The following is a 16438-nucleotide window of genomic DNA, read 5'->3' on the forward strand; positions in this document are numbered from 1 at the left end:
TCAGTTCGCCTTTCCGCCCGCTCGTTCGGCCAGGATCGCCAGCCCCTCGAGCGTCAGGTCGGGGTCGACCGCGTCGAAGATGTCCGTGTGCTCGTCGAACAGGATTGCCAGGCCGCCCGTCGCGACGACCCGCGCCGGCCGACCGATCTCGGCCCGCATCCGGGCGATCAGCCCCTCCATCATCGCGACGTAGCCCCAGAACACGCCGATCAGCATCTGGTCTTCGGTGTTGGTACCGATCACGCTGTCGGAACGCGGGGCCTCGATCGCGATGCGCGGCAGCTTGGCGGTGTTGCCGACCAGCGCGTCGAGCGACAGGTTCAGGCCCGGGCAGATGATGCCGCCCTTGTACGCGCCTGTGAAATCGACCGCGTCGAACGTCGTCGCGGTGCCGAAATCGACCACGATCAGGTCGCCCTCGTACTTCGCGTGCGCGGCGATCGTGTTCAAAGCCCGATCCGCACCAAGCGAGCTCGGCTGGTCTACATCGACCGCAATGCCGTATTCCGCCTTGCCCTCTCCCGCGATGAGCGGGGTGAGGTCGAAGTATTTCTCGGCCAGCACCGTCAGATTGTGGATCGAGCGAGGCACGACCGAACCGACGATGATCTGGGTGATCTCGTCCCGCTTCACCCCTTCGATCGCGAGAAGTTGAAGCAACCATACGGCGTATTCGTCGCCGGTCCGGCGTGGATCGGTCGCGATGCGCCAGCGCGCCTTGATCTCCCGCCCTTCAAAGAGCGCGAAAACAACGTTGGTATTGCCGACATCGGCGGCGAGCAGCATGGCGGTGTCCTTCAACCCAGCATCACGTCGCCGGCGTGGATAGAGCGCAACCGCCCGTCTTCCAAGCGCAGCAGGAGCGATCCGCCGTCGTCAAGACCGGCAAAGGCCCCATTGGCGACCGCGCCGCCGGGTTCGTGCACGGTCAGCGCGCTGCCGATCGGCAGGGCGGCGGACCGCCAGCGCCGCAGCAGCGGCTCGAGGCCGACCGACCGCCACCTTTCAAGCTCGCGGTCAAACGTGCCTGCCAAAGCCCGGGCAAACAGGTCGCGGTCAGGCACGGGCCCGAACGCCGACAGGGCCATTGTTTCGCGACCTTCGACCTGTGGCGCTGCCGCGAGATTGACGCCGATCCCGACGATCACCGCATCGCCCTCGCTTTCGAGCAGGATGCCGGCCAGCTTGGCGCGCCCGGCAAGCAGGTCATTGGGCCACTTGAGCGAAAGCACCGTCGGATCGGCAAGCATCGGGACCACGGTTTCGTAAAGCGCAAGTCCGGCCAGCAGCGCGAGCGTGGGCGCCGGTGGATCGTGGGGACCGGGGCGGACCACGGTCGAACCCATGAAGTTGCCCGCTCCGTCGAACCAGGCGCGCCCCTGCCGCCCGCGGCCGGCGGTCTGGCGGTTTGCGACAAGCCAGTCGCCTTCCGCCACGCGCTCGCCGCTGCGGATCGCGGCGATGAGATCGGCGTTGGTCGAGCCGGTTTCGGCGACGAAGCGGATCGTTGCCAAGAACCTAGGCGGTCAGGAACAGCGCGGCCGACGCCGCGTCGGCGAGATTGCCCAGCCACCCCGTCAGCAGGTAGCCGAGGGGCGAGATGAACACCGTGCTGGCGATCAGTAGCGTCCAGTGCGCCCAGTCGTTGCGCCCCTGCGCCTTGTTGGCCGGCTCGTCGAAGAACATGACCTTGCCGACCTTGAGGTAGTAGAACGCGCCGATCACGCTCGCGGCGATGGCGATGGTGGCAAGCAGGACCATCCCGGCATCGACAGCGGCCTTGAACACGACGAGTTTGCCCCAGAAGCCGAACAGCGGCGGAATGCCCGCCAGGCTCAGCATCAGCAGGAGAAGGCACCAGGCGATTGCCGGGTTCGTGCGGCTGAGGCCCGCCAGGTCGGCGATCGATTCGATCTGGTTGCCCTCGGCATCGCGCAGCATCAGCACGGCGACGAAGCTGCCGATCGACATCGCGACGTAGATGACAAGATACACGAGCATCGCACTCGCGCCTTCGACGGTCGCCGCGGCAAGCCCGACGAGGATGAAGCCGACGTTGTTGATCGACGAGTAGGCGAGCAGGCGCTTGATGTTGTCCTGCCCGATCGCGCCCAGTGCGCCGACCACAATCGAGGCGAGCGCGGCGAACGTCACGACCTGGCGCCAGGCGTCGGCGTGGCCTCCGAACGCGTCGAGCGAGACGCGCATGAGCAGCGAGACCGCGGCGACCTTGGGTGCGGTGGCGAAGAAGGTCGTTACCGGGGTCGGCGCTCCTTCGTAGACATCGGGGGTCCACATGTGGAACGGAACCGCGGCAATCTTGAACGCGAGCCCCGCGAGCACGAAGATCAGCCCGAACAGCGCACCGGTGGACAAGCCGCCCGACAGCGCGGCGCGGATGCCCTCGAAGCTGGTCGTGCCGGCAAACCCGTACGTCAGGCTCATGCCGTAAAGTAGGATCCCGCTGGCCAGCGCGCCGAGCACGAAGTACTTCAGCCCCGCCTCTTCCGAACGGCTGTCGGTCCGCAGGAACGCCGCGAGCACGTAGGCCGCGAGGCTGTTCATCTCGAGCCCGATGTAGAGCGCCATCAGGTCGCTCGCCGAGACCATGATGCTCATGCCGAGCACCGCGAACACGATCAGCACCGGGTATTCGGCACGCATCGCGTTCCAGCGATCGAAGAAGCGGGGCGCGATCATGAGCGCCGCCGCCGCCGCGGCATAGATCAGCAGCTTGCTGTAGGCGGCAAACGCGTCAACGCGGAGCTGGCCGAAGAACGCCTGGGTATCGGCACCCATGTTACCGCCACACAGGACCGGGACGGTGAACGCCGCGGCGGCGGCAATCACGACGACCGCTGCGACCGAGATCCCGCGGCTCGCCTTGTCACCCAGCCACGCGGCCGCAAGAAGGAGCACGAGGCCGCCGACCGAAAGGATCTCTTCCGGAACGATCAGTGCGAGAGAGTGCTGGAGGTCCATCAGTGGCCCTCCCCTTCACCGGCACCTTCGGCGTGGGGCATCGCGTTCGCGGGCTCCTTGCGGACCTGCTCGGGCCGCGCCGCGGCGAGCGCGCTGTCGAAGGCGGGCTTGGCCCGGGCGACGCGCGCATCGAGCGCGGCGATGTCCTTGCGCATGGGGGCGAGAAAACTTTCCGGGTAGACGCCCATCCACAGCACCGCTGCGGCGATCGGGGCGAGCATGAGCCACTCCCGGGCGTTGAGGTCGGGCATGGCGGCCGCATCGGCGTTCTTCTGTACGCCGAATGCCACGCGCCAGTAGAGGTAGAGCATGTAGGCCGCGCCGAGGATGATGCCGGTGGTGCAGACCAGCGTCACGAAGGTCGACACCTGGTAGGTGCCGGCCAGGCTCAGGAACTCGCCCACGAAGCTGCTGGTCCCGGGCAGGCCGATGCTCGCCATCGTGAACAGCATGAAGAACAGCGCGTACTTGGGCATATTGATGCTGAGGCCGCCGTAGCGGTCGATCTCGCGCGTGTGGAGCCGGTCATAGATCACGCCGACGCACAGGAACAGCGCGCCCGACACGAGCCCGTGGCTCAGCATCACGATCATCGCGCCTTCGAGGCCCTGGACGTTGAACGCGAACAGGCCGATCGTGACGATCGCCATGTGCGCCACCGAGGAATAGGCGATCAGCTTCTTCATGTCGTGCTGGACCAGCGCGATCAGGCTGGTGACCACGACCGCGATCATGCTCAGCGCGAAGATCAGCCAGGCAAGCTGCGCGCTCGCTTCGGGGAACATCGGCAGGCTGAAGCGGATGAAGCCGTAACCGCCCATCTTCAGCAGCACGCCGGCAAGGATAACCGAGCCCGCCGTGGGCGCCTGGACGTGCGCGTCGGGCAGCCAGGTGTGCACCGGCCACATCGGCATCTTCACCGCGAAACTGGCGAAGAAGGCAAGGAACAGCCAAGTCTGCGCCCCGACCGGGAAATCGTACTGCATCAGCGTCGGGATGTCGGTGGTGCCGGCCTCGCCGATCATCCACAGCATCGCGACCAGCATGACGACCGAGCCGAGCAGCGTGTAGAGGAAGAACTTGTAGCTCGCGTAGATGCGATCCTTGCCCCCCCAGATGCCGATGATCAGGTACATCGGGATCAGGCCGGCCTCGAAGAAGATGTAGAACAGCAGCAGGTCCTGCGCGGCGAACACGCCGATCATCAGCAGTTCCATGAACAGGAACGCGGCCATGTATTCGCCGACCCGTTCCTCGATCGCTTCCCAACTGGCGAGGATGCAGATCGGCATCAGGAAGACGCTGAGCACGATCAGCAGCAGCGCTATCCCGTCGATGCCGAGCGCGTAGCTGAAGCCGGCGAAGAGCTCCGCTCGCTCGGTAAACTGCCACTGCGCGCCGCCGATGTCGTAGTTGGCCCACAGCGCGATGCCGAGCGCGAGGTCGATCAGCGTGGCGGTAAGCGCGACCACGCGCGCAGCCTTCGCATCGAGGAAGAAGCACGCGAGCCCGCCGACGAGCGGGACGAGGAGCATGAGCGAAAGGATCGGAAAGCCCCCCATCAGAGCAGAACCCAGGTAATCGCGGCGACGAGGCCGATGAGCATCCACAGCGCGTAGGTATTGAGGAAGCCCGACTGGAGGCGCTTGGCCCCCACGGTGCCCTGCGCGACCGCCCATGCGGCACCGTCAGGACCGAACCGGTCGATGATCCCCTCGTCGCCTACCTTCCAGAACTTGCGGCCGAGCCAGAAAGCCGGGCGCACGAAGAGGAAGTGATAGAGCTCGTCGAAATACCACTTGTTGAACAGGAACGAATAAACCGGGCCAAGCTGTCTGGCCGCCCGTTCGGGCATTTCGGTATCGCGGATGTAACCCAGCCACGCGATCGCAAGACCGACCAGCATGACGACCGTCGCGGTCAGCTTCACCCACAGCGGAACCCCGTGCATCGCGTGCATCAGGTTCTCGTTGTAGAAGATCGCGCCCTTCCAGAAGCCCTCCTGGTTGAGGAAGGCGTCCTGGAAGACGAAGCCCGCAGCGACGGCGCCAAGCGTCAACACGCCCAGCGGGACCAGCATGGAGACCGGGCTTTCGTGCGGGTGATAGCCCGCGGTGCCGTCGCCGTGATCGGGAGCGGGCACGTGGTGCGCCACGTCGTGCCCCGCGTCCTCTTCCGAAGGTTGATCGTGGTGGTCGCCGTGCACCGCGTGCTGGATGTGCTCGCTCGCGGCCCAGCGCGGCTTGCCGAAAAAGGTCAGGAAGATGAGCCGCCACGAATAGAAGCTCGTCAGCAGCGCCGCGAACGCGCCGAGCCAGAAGGCGAAATGGGCTGTCTCGGTGCCGCGCGCCCAGGCCGCCTCGAGGATCGGGTCCTTCGAGTGGAAGCCGGCGAACCCGGCATGAAGCCAGTAGATGCCCACCCCGGTGATCGCGAGGGTGCCGGCCATCATCGCCCAGAACGTGAGCGGAATTTCCTTACGCAATGCGCCGTAATACCGCATGTCCTGCTCGTGGTGCATCGCGTGGATGACGGATCCGGCACCCAGGAACAGCAGCGCCTTGAAGAACGCGTGCGTGAACAGGTGGAACATGGCCGCGCCGTAGGCGCCGACGCCGGCGGCGAAGAACATGTAGCCGAGCTGCGAACAGGTCGAATAGGCGATGACGCGCTTGATGTCCCACTGCGTGGTGCCCACGGTCGCGGCGAACAGGCAGGTCGCCGCGCCGATGAAGGTAACGAAGCCGAGCGCGATGGGCGCCGCCTCGAACATCGGCGACAGGCGGCAGACCATGAACACGCCCGCGGTCACCATCGTCGCCGCGTGGATCAGCGCGGAAACCGGGGTCGGACCTTCCATCGCGTCGGGAAGCCAGGTGTGCAGGCCCAGCTGCGCCGACTTGCCCATCGCACCGATGAACAGGAGGATGCACAGCACGTCTATCGTGTCGACGCGGTAGCCGAGGAAGCCGATCGTGCTGCCCGCCATGCCCGGCGCAGCAGCGAGGATCTCTGGGATCGAGACCGTACCGAACACCAGGAACGTGCCGAAGATGCCGAGCATGAAGCCGAGGTCGCCCACGCGGTTGACCACGAACGCCTTGATCGCGGCGGCATTGGCGCTGGGCTTCCTGAACCAGAACCCGATCAGCAGGTAGCTGGCGAGGCCGACCCCTTCCCACCCGAAGAACATCTGGACGAGGTTGTCCGCCGTTACCAGCATCAGCATCGCGAAGGTGAACAGGCTGAGGTAGGCGAAGAAGCGCGGCTGGTCCGGGTCCTCCTCCATGTAGCCCCAGCTGTAGAGGTGGACGAGCGCCGAAACGGTCGTGATGACGACCAGCATGACCGCGGTCAGCGTGTCTACCCGCAGCGCCCAGTCGAAGCTCATGGTGCCCGACTGGACCCATTGCAGGACCGGGACCACGACCGGATCGTAGCTTCCGCCGATGAATCCGAGGAAGATCGGCCAGGACAGCGCGCACGACAGGAACAGCGCGCCGGTCGTGATCGACTTGACGATCGTGTTGCCGAGCGCGCGGTTGCCCAGCCCGCCGACGATGGCCGCGAGCAGCGGCCCGAATACGATGATGAGGATCGGATGCACGGCCCCGCCTATCCCTTGAGCCGGTCGACGCTGTCGACCGCGATGGTCCCGCGGCCGCGGAAGTAGATGACGAGGATCGCGAGCCCGATGGCGGCCTCGCCGGCGGCGACCGTCAGCACGAACATCGCGAAGATCTGGCCCGTCAGGTCACCCAGCGCGCTGCTGAACGCGACGAGGTTGATGTTCACTGCGAGGAGAATCAGTTCGATCGACATCAGGATGACGATCACGTTCTTCCGGTTGAGGAAGATGCCGAGCACGCCGAGCACGAACAGGACCGTGCCCACGACGAGGTAGTGTTCGAGGCCGATCACAGCTGCACTCCCTGCCCGATCTCGGGCTTCACGTTGCGGGTCGCCTCGCCCGGCCGGCGGCGGATCTGCTTGCCGATGTTCTGCGGCCGCGTGTCCTTGCGATCGCGGTGCGTCAGCACGATCGCGCCGATCATCGCGACGAGGAGGATGATGCCGGCGCTTTCGAACAGGAACAGGTACTGGCCGTACAGCACCTGGCCGATCGCCGCGATGTTGCTGTCGGCCATCGCCGTCACCTGGTCGGCCGTGCCGGTCGCGAGTTCGATCCTGCCGGCCTGGTAGGCGCCGATGCCGAACACCAGCTCAGCCAGCAGGACGAGCGCGATCAGCAGGCCGAGCGGGAAGTTCCGAACGAACCCGGCGCGCAGCTCGCTGAAATCGATGTCGAGCATCATCACCACGAACAGGAACAGCACCGCGACCGCGCCGACGTAGACAATCACCAGCAGCATCGCGATGAACTCGGCACCGGCAAGCACCATCAGCCCCGCGGCGTTGAAGAACGCCACGATCAGCCACAGGACCGAATGCACCGGGTTGCGCGCGCTGATCACGAGCACCGCGGAGGCGATCGTGAGGGCGGCGAAGAGGTAGAAGGCGAGAACCTGGATCATGGTGTCATAGCGTCCTGGGCGCGGCCCCTATCGGTAGGGCGCATCGGCTTCAAGGTTCGCGGCCAAGGCCCGCTCCCACTTGTCCCCGTTGGCCAGCAGTTTCGCCTTGTCGTAGAGCAGTTCCTCACGCGTTTCGGTCGCGTATTCGAAGTTCGGCCCCTCGACGATGGCATCCACCGGGCACGCTTCCTGGCAGAAGCCGCAGTAGATGCACTTGGTCATGTCGATGTCGTAGCGCGTCGTGCGGCGGCTGCCGTCCTCGCGCGGTTCGCTTTCGATCGTGATCGCCTGCGCCGGGCACACCGCCTCGCACAGCTTGCACGCGATGCAGCGCTCCTCGCCGTTGGGATAACGGCGCAGCGCGTGCTCTCCGCGGAAGCGCGGAGACAGCGGGTTCTTTTCGAACGGGTAGTTGATCGTCGCCTTGGGCTTGAAGAAGTACTTCAGCGTGAGGGCGTGCGCCTTCACGAACTCCCACAGGGTGAACGACTTGACGAGATGCGCGAGGCTCATGCCACGCCTCCGTAACGCGTGATCATCAGCCAGCCCGAGACAAGCACCACGAACAGCAGCGAGATCGGCAGGAACACCTTCCACCCCAATCGCATGAGCTGGTCGTACCGGTAGCGCGGCACCGTCGCCTTCACCCAGCTGAAGATGAAGAAGAAGAACAGGATCTTGAGCAGCAGCCAGACCACGCCGGGAATTTCGAACCAGGGTATGAGGTCGATGTTCAGCGGCGGCAGCCACCCGCCGAAGAACAGCACCGCGTTCAGGGCGCACATCAAGAGCACGTTGGCGTATTCGCCCAGCCAGTAGAGCGCGAAGGCCATCGAGCTGTATTCGGTCTGGTACCCGGCGACGAGCTCGCTCTCCGCCTCGGTCAGGTCGAACGGCGCGCGCGCGGTCTCGGCCATGCCGCTGATGAGGAACATCACCCACATCGGGAACAGCAGCAGGTTGAACCAGTAGCCGTTGACGATGCCGAAGCCATGGCCGCGCTGCGCCTCGACGATCGCGTTCATGTTGAACGAACCGGCATAGAGCACCACGCAGATCAGGATGAACCCGATCGAGACCTCGTAGGAGATCATCTGCGCCGCTGCGCGCATGGCGGAGAAGAACGGGTACTTCGAGTTCGAAGCCCACCCGGCGATCACCACCCCGTAGACGCCGAGGCTGCTGATCGCGAGCACGTAGAGCAGGCCGACGTTGATGTCGCTGAGTACCGCGCCCGAATTGAACGGGATCACCGCCCACGCTAGCAACGCGACGGTGAAGGTAATGATCGGCGCGATCAGGAACAGGCCCTTGTTTGCGGCGGACGGAATGATCGTTTCCTGCAGGAACACCTTCAGTCCGTCCGCGAAGCTCTGGAGCAGACCCCACGGACCGACCACGTTCGGCCCCCTCCGCAGCGCCATCGCCGCCCAGATCTTGCGGTCGGCATAGATGATCATCGCCACGCCGAGCATCAGCGGCAGCGCGATCAGCAGGATCCCCGCGACGGTCGCAAGGAACCAGGCCCAATCGTAGGACAGGCCCCAGTTGACGAAAGTCTCGGTCATTCCGCGGCCTCCGCCAGGGTTTCGCCGTGGAGCAGCTCGGCCGAACAATGCTGCATCACCACGCTCGCGCGGGCGATCGGGTTGGTGAGATAGAAGTCCTTGATCGGATAGGCGATCCTGCCGCTTGCCCTGCCCTTGCCCGGCTTCGGCAGCGCGCCCCCGGAAAGACTCATAACGTCGGCCAGCCCCTCGACGCCCAGCGCGGGGACTTCGGCGATCATCGCGGCCTGCAGCTCGGCAAAGCTGTCGAACCCGACGGTGACGCCCAGCGCATCGGCCAGTGCGCGCAGGATCGTCCAGTCCTCGCGCGCGTCGCCGGGCGCGAACACGGCTTTCTCGGCGAACTGCACGCGGCCCTCGGTGTTGACGTAGGTCCCGTCCTTCTCGCTGTAGGCTGCGGCAGGAAGGATGATGTCGGCGGCATGGGCGCCCTTGTCGCCGTGGTGGCCGATATAGACCTTGAGGCTGCCGTCAAACTGCGACCAGTCCACCTCGTCGGCGCCCAGCGCGAGCACCACCTTCGGCGCGGACTTCGCGATATCCGCGATGCCGCCCTCCTGCGCGTAGCCGAGCATCAGCCCGCCCATCCGCGAGGCTGCCATGTGGAGCACGTTGAACCCGTTCCAGCCATCGCGCTGCACCGGAAGCGCCAGCGCCGCGTCGAGCGCGCCGGCGGCAAGCCCCGCGCCCCCGACGATCACCGCCGGACGCTCGGCCTTCTCCAGGGCCTCGGTCACATGGGCCGGAAGGTCGTGAAGCACGCCCGCGTCGTCGCCGAGGAACTCGGCGGGATAGGTCGTCTCCCACCGCGGCCCGACCACGAACACCTTTGCGCCGCGCTTGACCGCCTTGCGCAGGCGCACGTTCACCAGCGGCGCTTCCCAGCGGACCATGCTGCCGACGATCAGGATCGCGTCGGCGGTCTCGATCCCGGCGAACGTCGAGTTGAAGTTCACCGCGGCGAGGTTACCGGCGGGATAGCGCATCCCGGTCTGACGCCCCTCGAGCAGGTCACTGCCGAGCGCGTTCACCAGCTTCTTGGCCGCGAACATCGTCTCGCAATCGACCAGGTCGCCCGCGATAGCCGCGACCGAGCCCTTGGGCTTGGCCTTGGCAATCGCCTTGAACGCGTCCTCCCAGCTTGCTGCCTGGAGCTTGCACTTGCTGCGAATCCAGACCTTGTCGAGGCGGCGGCGGGTCAGCCCGTCGACCATGTAGCGGCCCTTGTCGGACAGCCACTCCTCGTTGACGTCGTCGTTGATGCGCGGGAGGGCGCGCAGCACCTCGCGACCGCGGCTGTCGAGGCGGATGTTCGCGCCCACGGCGTCCGACACGTCAATCGAGAGCGTCTTCTTGAGCTCCCACGGGCGCGCCTCGAACGCATAGGGACGGCTCGTCAGCGCGCCGACCGGGCACAGGTCGATCACGTTGGCCGACAGCTCGTGCTTCGCCGCCTGCTCGAGGTAGGTGGTGATCTGCATCTGCTCGCCGCGATAGAGCGCGCCGATCTCGTCGACGCCCGCGATCTCTTCGGAGAAACGCACGCAGCGGGTGCAGTGGATGCAGCGCGTCATCACCGTCTTGATGAGCGGGCCCATGTACTTCTCGGTCACTGCGCGCTTGTTCTCGTGGTAGCGCGTTGCGCCGCGGCCGTAGGCGACCGACTGGTCCTGCAGGTCGCATTCGCCGCCCTGGTCGCAGATCGGGCAATCGAGCGGGTGGTTGATGAGGAGGAACTCCATCACCCCTTCGCGCGCGGTCTTGACCATCAGGCTGTCGGTGCGGATTTCCTGGCCTTCGGTGGCCGGCAGGGCACAGCTTGCCTGCGGCTTGGGCGGCCCCGGCTTCACCTCGACGAGGCACATCCGGCAATTGCCGGCGATGCTCAACCGCTCGTGGTAGCAGAAACGCGGGATCTCCTTGCCGGCAAGCTCGCACGCCTGCAGCACGGTCGCCCCATCGGGGACCTCTATTTCCTGACCGTCGACGGTAACCTTGGGCATCAGGCGTCCTTGGCAGCTACGACCGAACGGAATGCAGCAGTCGCCAGCATCGCGCGCAGTCCGGCCGGATTGATCGAGAGGGGCTTGGTCGCCTCGGCCGCCTTTGCGCAGAGGCCCATGACGGCGGAAACCTGGTCCAGCGCGGCTGTTTCCTCGGCGCTGTCACGCCCGGTCGAGAAGAGGGCAGCAATCTCGTTGGGGGCCGAGCGAACGGTGCAGATCGCGACCCTGTCGGTAAACGAGTACGCCTCGGCCGCCGGACCCGCCGCCGCCCGCGCGAGGCGCGTGACGACCGCTTCTCCGGGCTGCTCGAGCAACGCCTCGGCCATCTCGCCCGCAAACAGCAGCCCGCCGGCGCGCAGCGTGCCCTGGAAGCGGATGCAGTCGCGGCTTTCGGTCGACAGCGTCCTGAGTGCGCGCTCGTAAGCCGGCGTCCTGAAATCCATCGTCAGCACCCGCGCCGCCTCGCCGGCGTTGTCGCGCGCGACGCATCCCGCCCACTCCTCGAGCGCGACACGCGACCCGCGCGTGGCAGCAGCAGGCGCGGCGTCGTCTGCGAGAGCCGGCACAACCACTGCAAGGGCCGCAACGATTGCGATCATCGCCTTCATTCGGCCGCCTCCGCGATGTTGCCCGCCTCGGCGATGCGCCGCTCGATCTCGGGCCGGAAGTGCTTGATCAGGCCCTGGATCGGCCAGGCAGCCGCGTCGCCCAGCGCGCAGATCGTGTGGCCTTCGACCTGCTTGGTCACCTGGTGCAGCATGTCGATCTCCTCGACGTGTGCATCGCCGGTGCGCAGGCGCTCCATCACGCGCCACATCCATCCCACGCCTTCACGGCACGGGGTGCACTGGCCGCAGCTCTCATGCTTGTAGAAGTAGCTGATCCGGCTGATCGCGCGGACGATGTCGGTCGACTTGTCCATCACGATCGCCGCCGCGGTGCCGAGGCCGCTGCCGACTTCCTTCAACCCGTCGAAATCCATCGGGCAGTCCCAGATCTGGTCCGCCGGGACCAGCGGAACCGACGAGCCGCCGGGGATCACCGCCAGCAGGTTGTCGCGTCCGCCGATGATGCCGCCGCAATGCTTCTCGATCAGCTCGCCGAAGGGGATGCTCATTGCTTCCTCGACGACGCAGGGCCTGTTCACGTGCCCGCTGATCTGGAACAGCTTGGTCCCCGCGTTGTTCGGCCGCCCGAAGCTGGCGAACCATGATGCCCCGCGCCGCAGGATCGTGGGCACGACCGCGATGCTCTCGACGTTGTTGACCGTGGTCGGGCATCCGTAGAGCCCGGCGCCGGCCGGGAACGGCGGCTTCAGGCGCGGCTGGCCCTTCTTGCCTTCCAGGCTCTCAATCATCGCGGTCTCTTCGCCGCAGATGTAGGCGCCCGCGCCGCGATGGACGAAGACGTCGAAATCGTAGCCCGAACCCGCCGCGTTCTTGCCCAGCAGCCCCGCGTCGTATGCCTCGGCCACCGCCTTGAAGAGCGTCTCGGCCTCGCGGATGAACTCGCCGCGGATATAGATGTAGGCCGCCCGCGCGCGCATCGCGTAACCGGCGACCAGCGCGCCCTCGATCAGCTTGTGCGGATCGTGGCGGATGATCTCGCGGTCCTTGCACGAACCGGGCTCGGATTCGTCGGCGTTTATGACGAGGAAGCTCGGCCGCCCGTCCTTGCTCTCCTTGGGCATGAAGGACCACTTCATGCCGGTGGGGAAACCCGCCCCGCCGCGTCCGCGCAGGCCCGATTCCTTGATCTCGTCGATGATCGCGTCCTGCCCGCGGGCCATAAGCGTCTTCGTGTCGTCCCAGTCGCCGCGCGTCTGCGCCGCCTTCAGGCCCCAGTCCTGGTAGCCGTAGAGGTTGGTGAAGATCCGGTCCTTGTCGGCGAGGCTCATGCGAAACCTCCCTGGGTCAGGAACCAGGCCGCGGCGACGACGATCAGGATGATCGCGCCGAATTTGACGATGCCCATCAGCACCTTCCAGGCGATGAAGATCAGCGCGAGCGCGATGATGATCGTGACGATATCCATCACCATTCGCCCCGGTAGTCGTGGTTGTCGGTGACCATTTCCTTGAGCGTGGTCGGTCCGCCCACCGGCTCGACCGTGTGCCGCTCGGGATCCTGCGTCCCTTCCTTGGGCGTTTCACCGCGTTCGAGGGCGTCGAGCACCTTGTCGAGCCTCTCGGGCGTCAAGTCCTCGTAGTTCCCGTCGTTGATCTGGACCATCGGCGCGCTGGCACAGTTGCCCATGCACTCGACCTCGGTGAGGGTCCACAGGCCGTCGTCGGTCGTGTGGCCCTTCTTCATTCCGCGCTTGTAGCAGGCATCGAGAATGGCATCCGAGCCGCGCAGCATGCACGGCGTGGTGCCGCAGACCTGCACGTGGAAGCGGCCTACGGGCGCGATGTTGTACATCGTATAGAACGTCGCGACCTCGAGCACGCGGATCACCGGCATGTCGAGCTCTTGCGCGACAAACTCCATCACCGGCAGCGGCAGCCAGCCTTGCGTATTGGTCTCCGCGCCGACCTGCCGCTGGGCCAGGTCGAGCAGCGGCATCACCGCAGAGCGCTGCCGCCCCTCGGGATAGCGCGCGACGATTTCCTTCGCCCGTTGCGCGTTCTCGGCAGTCCAGGCGAACTTGCCCCACCGCTCGCGCAGTTCGGGGGTGTCGGGTGCAGGCGCGCGGTCAGCCATTAGCGGTCACACTCCCCGAACACGACGTCGATTGCGCCCAGGATCGCCGTCGCGTCGGGCAGCATGTGGCCCTTGGACATGAAGTCCATCGCCTGCAGGTGGCTGAACGCGGTCGGGCGGATCTTGCAACGGTACGGCTTGTTGCTGCCGTCGCTGACCAGATAGACCCCGAATTCGCCCTTGGGGCTTTCAGTGGCGACATAGACTTCGCCCGCAGGCACGTGGAACCCCTCGGTGTAGAGCTTGAAGTGGTGGATCAGCGCTTCCATCGACTGCTTCATCTCGGCGCGCTTGGGGGGGACCACCTTGCGATCGTCGCTGGCGATCGGACCCTCGGGCATCTCGGCGAGGCACTGCTTCATGATGCGCGCAGACTGGCGCACTTCCTCGACCCGGACCATGAACCGGTCATAACAGTCGGAGTTCGTGCCGACGGGAATCTCGAAGTCCATCCGGTCATAGACGTCGTAGGGCTGGCTTTTCCTGAGGTCCCACGGGATGCCCGCGGCGCGGATCATCGGGCCGGAAAAGCCCCAGGCGACCGCGTCGTCCTTGCTCACCACCGCGATATCGACGTTGCGCTGCTTGAAGATGCGGTTGTCGACGACGAGGCTCATCGCGTCCTCGAACAGCCGCGGCAGGCGGGTGTCGAGCCAGTCGGCGATGTCGCTCAGCACCTTCAGCGGCACGTCCTCGTGCACGCCGCCGGGGCGGAACCACGCGCTGTGCATCCGCGCGCCCGAGATCGCCTCGAAGAAGTTCATGCAGTCTTCGCGGATCTCGAACAACCACAGGTTCGGCGTCATCGCGCCGACGTCCATCACGTGGCTGCCAAGGTTCAGCATGTGGTTCGAGATGCGCGTCAGTTCCGCGAACAGCACCCGGAGGTACTGCGCGCGGATCGGCACCTCGATGTTGAGCAGCTTCTCGATCGCAAGGACGTAGCTGTGCTCCATGCACAGCGGGCTGCAGTAGTCGAGCCGGTCGAAATACGGCAGCGCCTGCAGGTAGGTCTTGTGCTCGATCAGCTTCTCGGTGCCGCGGTGAAGCAGCCCGACGTGCGGGTCGATCCGCTCGATGATCTCGCCGTCGAGCTCCATCACCATGCGCAGCACGCCATGCGCCGCGGGGTGCTGAGGCCCGAAGTTGATCGTGTAGTTGGTGATGACCTCGTCGCCGGTGGTCGGCGAGTGTTCGAGTTGCATGCTCATGCGGTGCAGCTCCAGGTTCCCGGCGAGAACGTCGTTTCGCCCTGAGGGCCCGCGACCCTGAGGCCCGCGGTCCATTCATTCCGCTCGCCCCTGGCCTGCGGCGGCCCTTCGGCGCGCAGGACGGAAACGGTGTAGCCTGCGCCCGACAACGTCGGCCCGCTCTCGACCACCTGGACGCCGCCGGCGGCATTGCCCGGAAGGACGACCTGCTGGCCATCGATCACCAGCACGCCGCGGCCGCTGCCGGGGTCGGTCCCTTCGCCTGCGCCGACGACGAGGAGCGAGCGGCCCTGGTAGATGAACGAGCACCCGCCGGCGATCGCGCCGAGCGCCCGCGGTGCGTCGGCACTGAGCGGGGTCAGCTGCGCCGCGCCGGTGGGAGCGACGACCGGCTGCGCATTGATTTCAGCGACCGACGGCACCGAGTCAGCCGGGACATCGAGCCCGGCACGCTTGGCGAAATCGTCGGCGCTCTCGCCTGTCGCCCCTTCAGGCGATTTCGAGCACGCGGCCAACAGCAGCATCGCGGACAGGGCGAACGCGCGGCTCATTCGCCGTCGCCCTTCTTCTTGCGCGATGCCCGCTTCTTCGGCTCGGTGGCGGGCTTGGTGTCGCGCGCAGTGGCCTTGCGCGGCTTGCGCGCCGGGCGGCTCTCGGTTGGCTCGGGCGCCTCGGGATCCTTTCGGCCCGTCGCCTTCTTGGCTGGCGGAGGCGCGGATTTCTTCTCGGCCGCCTTGCCGTTGGTCTTCTCGCCCGCCCCGGTATCGGACTTCTTCTCGGTCGTCTTGGGCTCGTCGACCGGAGGCGTAACAGCCTTCTCGTCGCCCGGAAGGACGTAGTCTGCGCCTTCCCACGGACTCATGAAGTCGAACTGGCGCAGGTCCTGCGGCAGGTCGACCGGCTCGTAGACGACGCGCTTCTCGTCTTCCGAGTAACGCAGCTCGGTATAGCCGGTCAGCGGGAAGTCCTTGCGGAAGGGATGCCCTTCGAAGCCGTAATCGGTCAGGATGCGGCGCAGGTCGGTGTTGCCGTCGAACAGCACGCCGTACATGTCGAAGACCTCGCGCTCGAGCCAGCCGGCGTTGGGCCAAAGGGTCGTGACGGTCGGGACCGGGGTATCCTCGGCCGCGGTGACCTTGACCATGATCCGGTGGTTCTTCGTCAGGCTGAGCAGCATGTAGACGACCTCGAACCGTTCCGGGCGGCCCGGGTAGTCAGCCCCGGCGATCTCCATCAGCTGCTGGTAGTCGTGGCTGTCGCGAAGCAGGCGCAGCGCGTCCTCGATCGCGCCGCGCGCGACCGTCAGCACGATCTCGCCGTGCTCCTCCTTGGCCGAGACGAGCATGTCGCCGAGCGCGCCCGAAAGCGCGGCCTGCACGCCCTCGTTCGAGGAGATCTTCGGTGCCGGGTGAAAGACGGTCGCCATGTCAGCGC

At 66.1% G+C, this 16438-nt stretch carries 17 protein-coding genes; all 17 read right to left on the reverse strand.

Annotated elements, in window-relative coordinates:
- Genes N0B51_RS06900 through N0B51_RS06980 form a run of 17 tightly spaced genes read right to left on the reverse strand, consistent with a single transcriptional unit; the run spans position 1 to position 16430 of the window.
- Positions 1-786 carry a type III pantothenate kinase gene (locus tag N0B51_RS06900; protein ID WP_259961848.1) on the reverse strand — a complete coding sequence of 262 codons (786 nt, stop codon included), beginning with the start codon at positions 784-786 and terminating at the stop codon, positions 1-3.
- A gap of 11 nt (positions 787-797) precedes the next feature.
- Positions 798-1514: a biotin--[acetyl-CoA-carboxylase] ligase gene (locus tag N0B51_RS06905; protein WP_259961578.1), complete on the reverse strand. Its 717-nt coding sequence runs from the start codon at positions 1512-1514 to the stop codon at positions 798-800.
- 4 nt (positions 1515-1518) lie between these two features.
- Positions 1519-2982, reverse strand: a complete 1464-nt coding sequence (gene nuoN, locus N0B51_RS06910) for an NADH-quinone oxidoreductase subunit NuoN (protein WP_259961579.1) — start codon at positions 2980-2982, stop codon at positions 1519-1521.
- Positions 2982-4544 carry an NADH-quinone oxidoreductase subunit M gene (locus N0B51_RS06915; RefSeq protein ID WP_259961580.1) on the reverse strand — a complete coding sequence of 521 codons (1563 nt, stop codon included), beginning with the start codon at positions 4542-4544 and terminating at the stop codon, positions 2982-2984. Before N0B51_RS06915 ends, nuoN begins: the two co-directional genes overlap by 1 nt.
- Complete coding sequence (gene nuoL / locus N0B51_RS06920) at positions 4544-6589, reverse strand: NADH-quinone oxidoreductase subunit L (protein ID WP_259961581.1); 2046 nt, start codon at positions 6587-6589, stop codon at positions 4544-4546. Before nuoL ends, N0B51_RS06915 begins: the two co-directional genes overlap by 1 nt.
- Positions 6590-6597: 8 nt before the next feature.
- The gene (gene nuoK, locus N0B51_RS06925; protein WP_259961582.1) at positions 6598-6903 is read right to left on the reverse strand and encodes an NADH-quinone oxidoreductase subunit NuoK; all 306 of its coding nucleotides are present in this window, start codon (positions 6901-6903) and stop codon (positions 6598-6600) included.
- Complete coding sequence (locus tag N0B51_RS06930; protein WP_259961583.1) at positions 6900-7517, reverse strand: NADH-quinone oxidoreductase subunit J; 618 nt, start codon at positions 7515-7517, stop codon at positions 6900-6902. Before N0B51_RS06930 ends, nuoK begins: the two co-directional genes overlap by 4 nt.
- 27 nt (positions 7518-7544) lie before the next feature.
- On the reverse strand, positions 7545-8030 hold the full coding sequence (nuoI, locus tag N0B51_RS06935; protein WP_259961584.1) for an NADH-quinone oxidoreductase subunit NuoI: 486 nt from the start codon (positions 8028-8030) through the stop codon (positions 7545-7547).
- Positions 8027-9085 (reverse strand): NADH-quinone oxidoreductase subunit NuoH, encoded by a 1059-nt coding sequence (gene nuoH / locus N0B51_RS06940; protein WP_259961585.1) that lies wholly within the window; start codon positions 9083-9085, stop codon positions 8027-8029. Before nuoH ends, nuoI begins: the two co-directional genes overlap by 4 nt.
- Positions 9082-11088 carry an NADH-quinone oxidoreductase subunit NuoG gene (nuoG, locus tag N0B51_RS06945; RefSeq protein WP_259961586.1) on the reverse strand — a complete coding sequence of 669 codons (2007 nt, stop codon included), beginning with the start codon at positions 11086-11088 and terminating at the stop codon, positions 9082-9084. Before nuoG ends, nuoH begins: the two co-directional genes overlap by 4 nt.
- A complete protein-coding gene (locus N0B51_RS06950) occupies positions 11088-11699 on the reverse strand; it encodes a hypothetical protein (protein WP_259961587.1) in 612 nt (203 codons plus the stop codon). Before N0B51_RS06950 ends, nuoG begins: the two co-directional genes overlap by 1 nt.
- Complete coding sequence (gene nuoF, locus N0B51_RS06955) at positions 11696-12988, reverse strand: NADH-quinone oxidoreductase subunit NuoF (RefSeq protein ID WP_259961588.1); 1293 nt, start codon at positions 12986-12988, stop codon at positions 11696-11698. The genes N0B51_RS06950 and nuoF overlap by 4 nt, the downstream gene beginning before the upstream one ends.
- Positions 12985-13125 (reverse strand): hypothetical protein, encoded by a 141-nt coding sequence (locus tag N0B51_RS06960; protein ID WP_259961589.1) that lies wholly within the window; start codon positions 13123-13125, stop codon positions 12985-12987. The genes nuoF and N0B51_RS06960 overlap by 4 nt, the downstream gene beginning before the upstream one ends.
- Positions 13125-13793, reverse strand: a complete 669-nt coding sequence (locus N0B51_RS06965; protein WP_259961590.1) for a complex I 24 kDa subunit family protein — start codon at positions 13791-13793, stop codon at positions 13125-13127. The genes N0B51_RS06960 and N0B51_RS06965 overlap by 1 nt, the downstream gene beginning before the upstream one ends.
- Entirely contained in the window at positions 13793-15004 is a 1212-nt protein-coding gene (locus tag N0B51_RS06970) for an NADH-quinone oxidoreductase subunit D (RefSeq protein ID WP_259961591.1), read from the reverse strand. Before N0B51_RS06970 ends, N0B51_RS06965 begins: the two co-directional genes overlap by 1 nt.
- Complete coding sequence (locus tag N0B51_RS06975) at positions 15001-15555, reverse strand: hypothetical protein (protein WP_259961592.1); 555 nt, start codon at positions 15553-15555, stop codon at positions 15001-15003. The genes N0B51_RS06970 and N0B51_RS06975 overlap by 4 nt, the downstream gene beginning before the upstream one ends.
- Positions 15552-16430: an NADH-quinone oxidoreductase subunit C gene (locus N0B51_RS06980; RefSeq protein WP_259961593.1), complete on the reverse strand. Its 879-nt coding sequence runs from the start codon at positions 16428-16430 to the stop codon at positions 15552-15554. Before N0B51_RS06980 ends, N0B51_RS06975 begins: the two co-directional genes overlap by 4 nt.
- Positions 16431-16438 lie beyond the last annotated feature (8 nt).

Origin of the sequence: Tsuneonella litorea, assembly GCF_025154015.1 — a bacterium.
GTDB classification, from domain to species: domain Bacteria; phylum Pseudomonadota; class Alphaproteobacteria; order Sphingomonadales; family Sphingomonadaceae; genus Tsuneonella; species Tsuneonella litorea.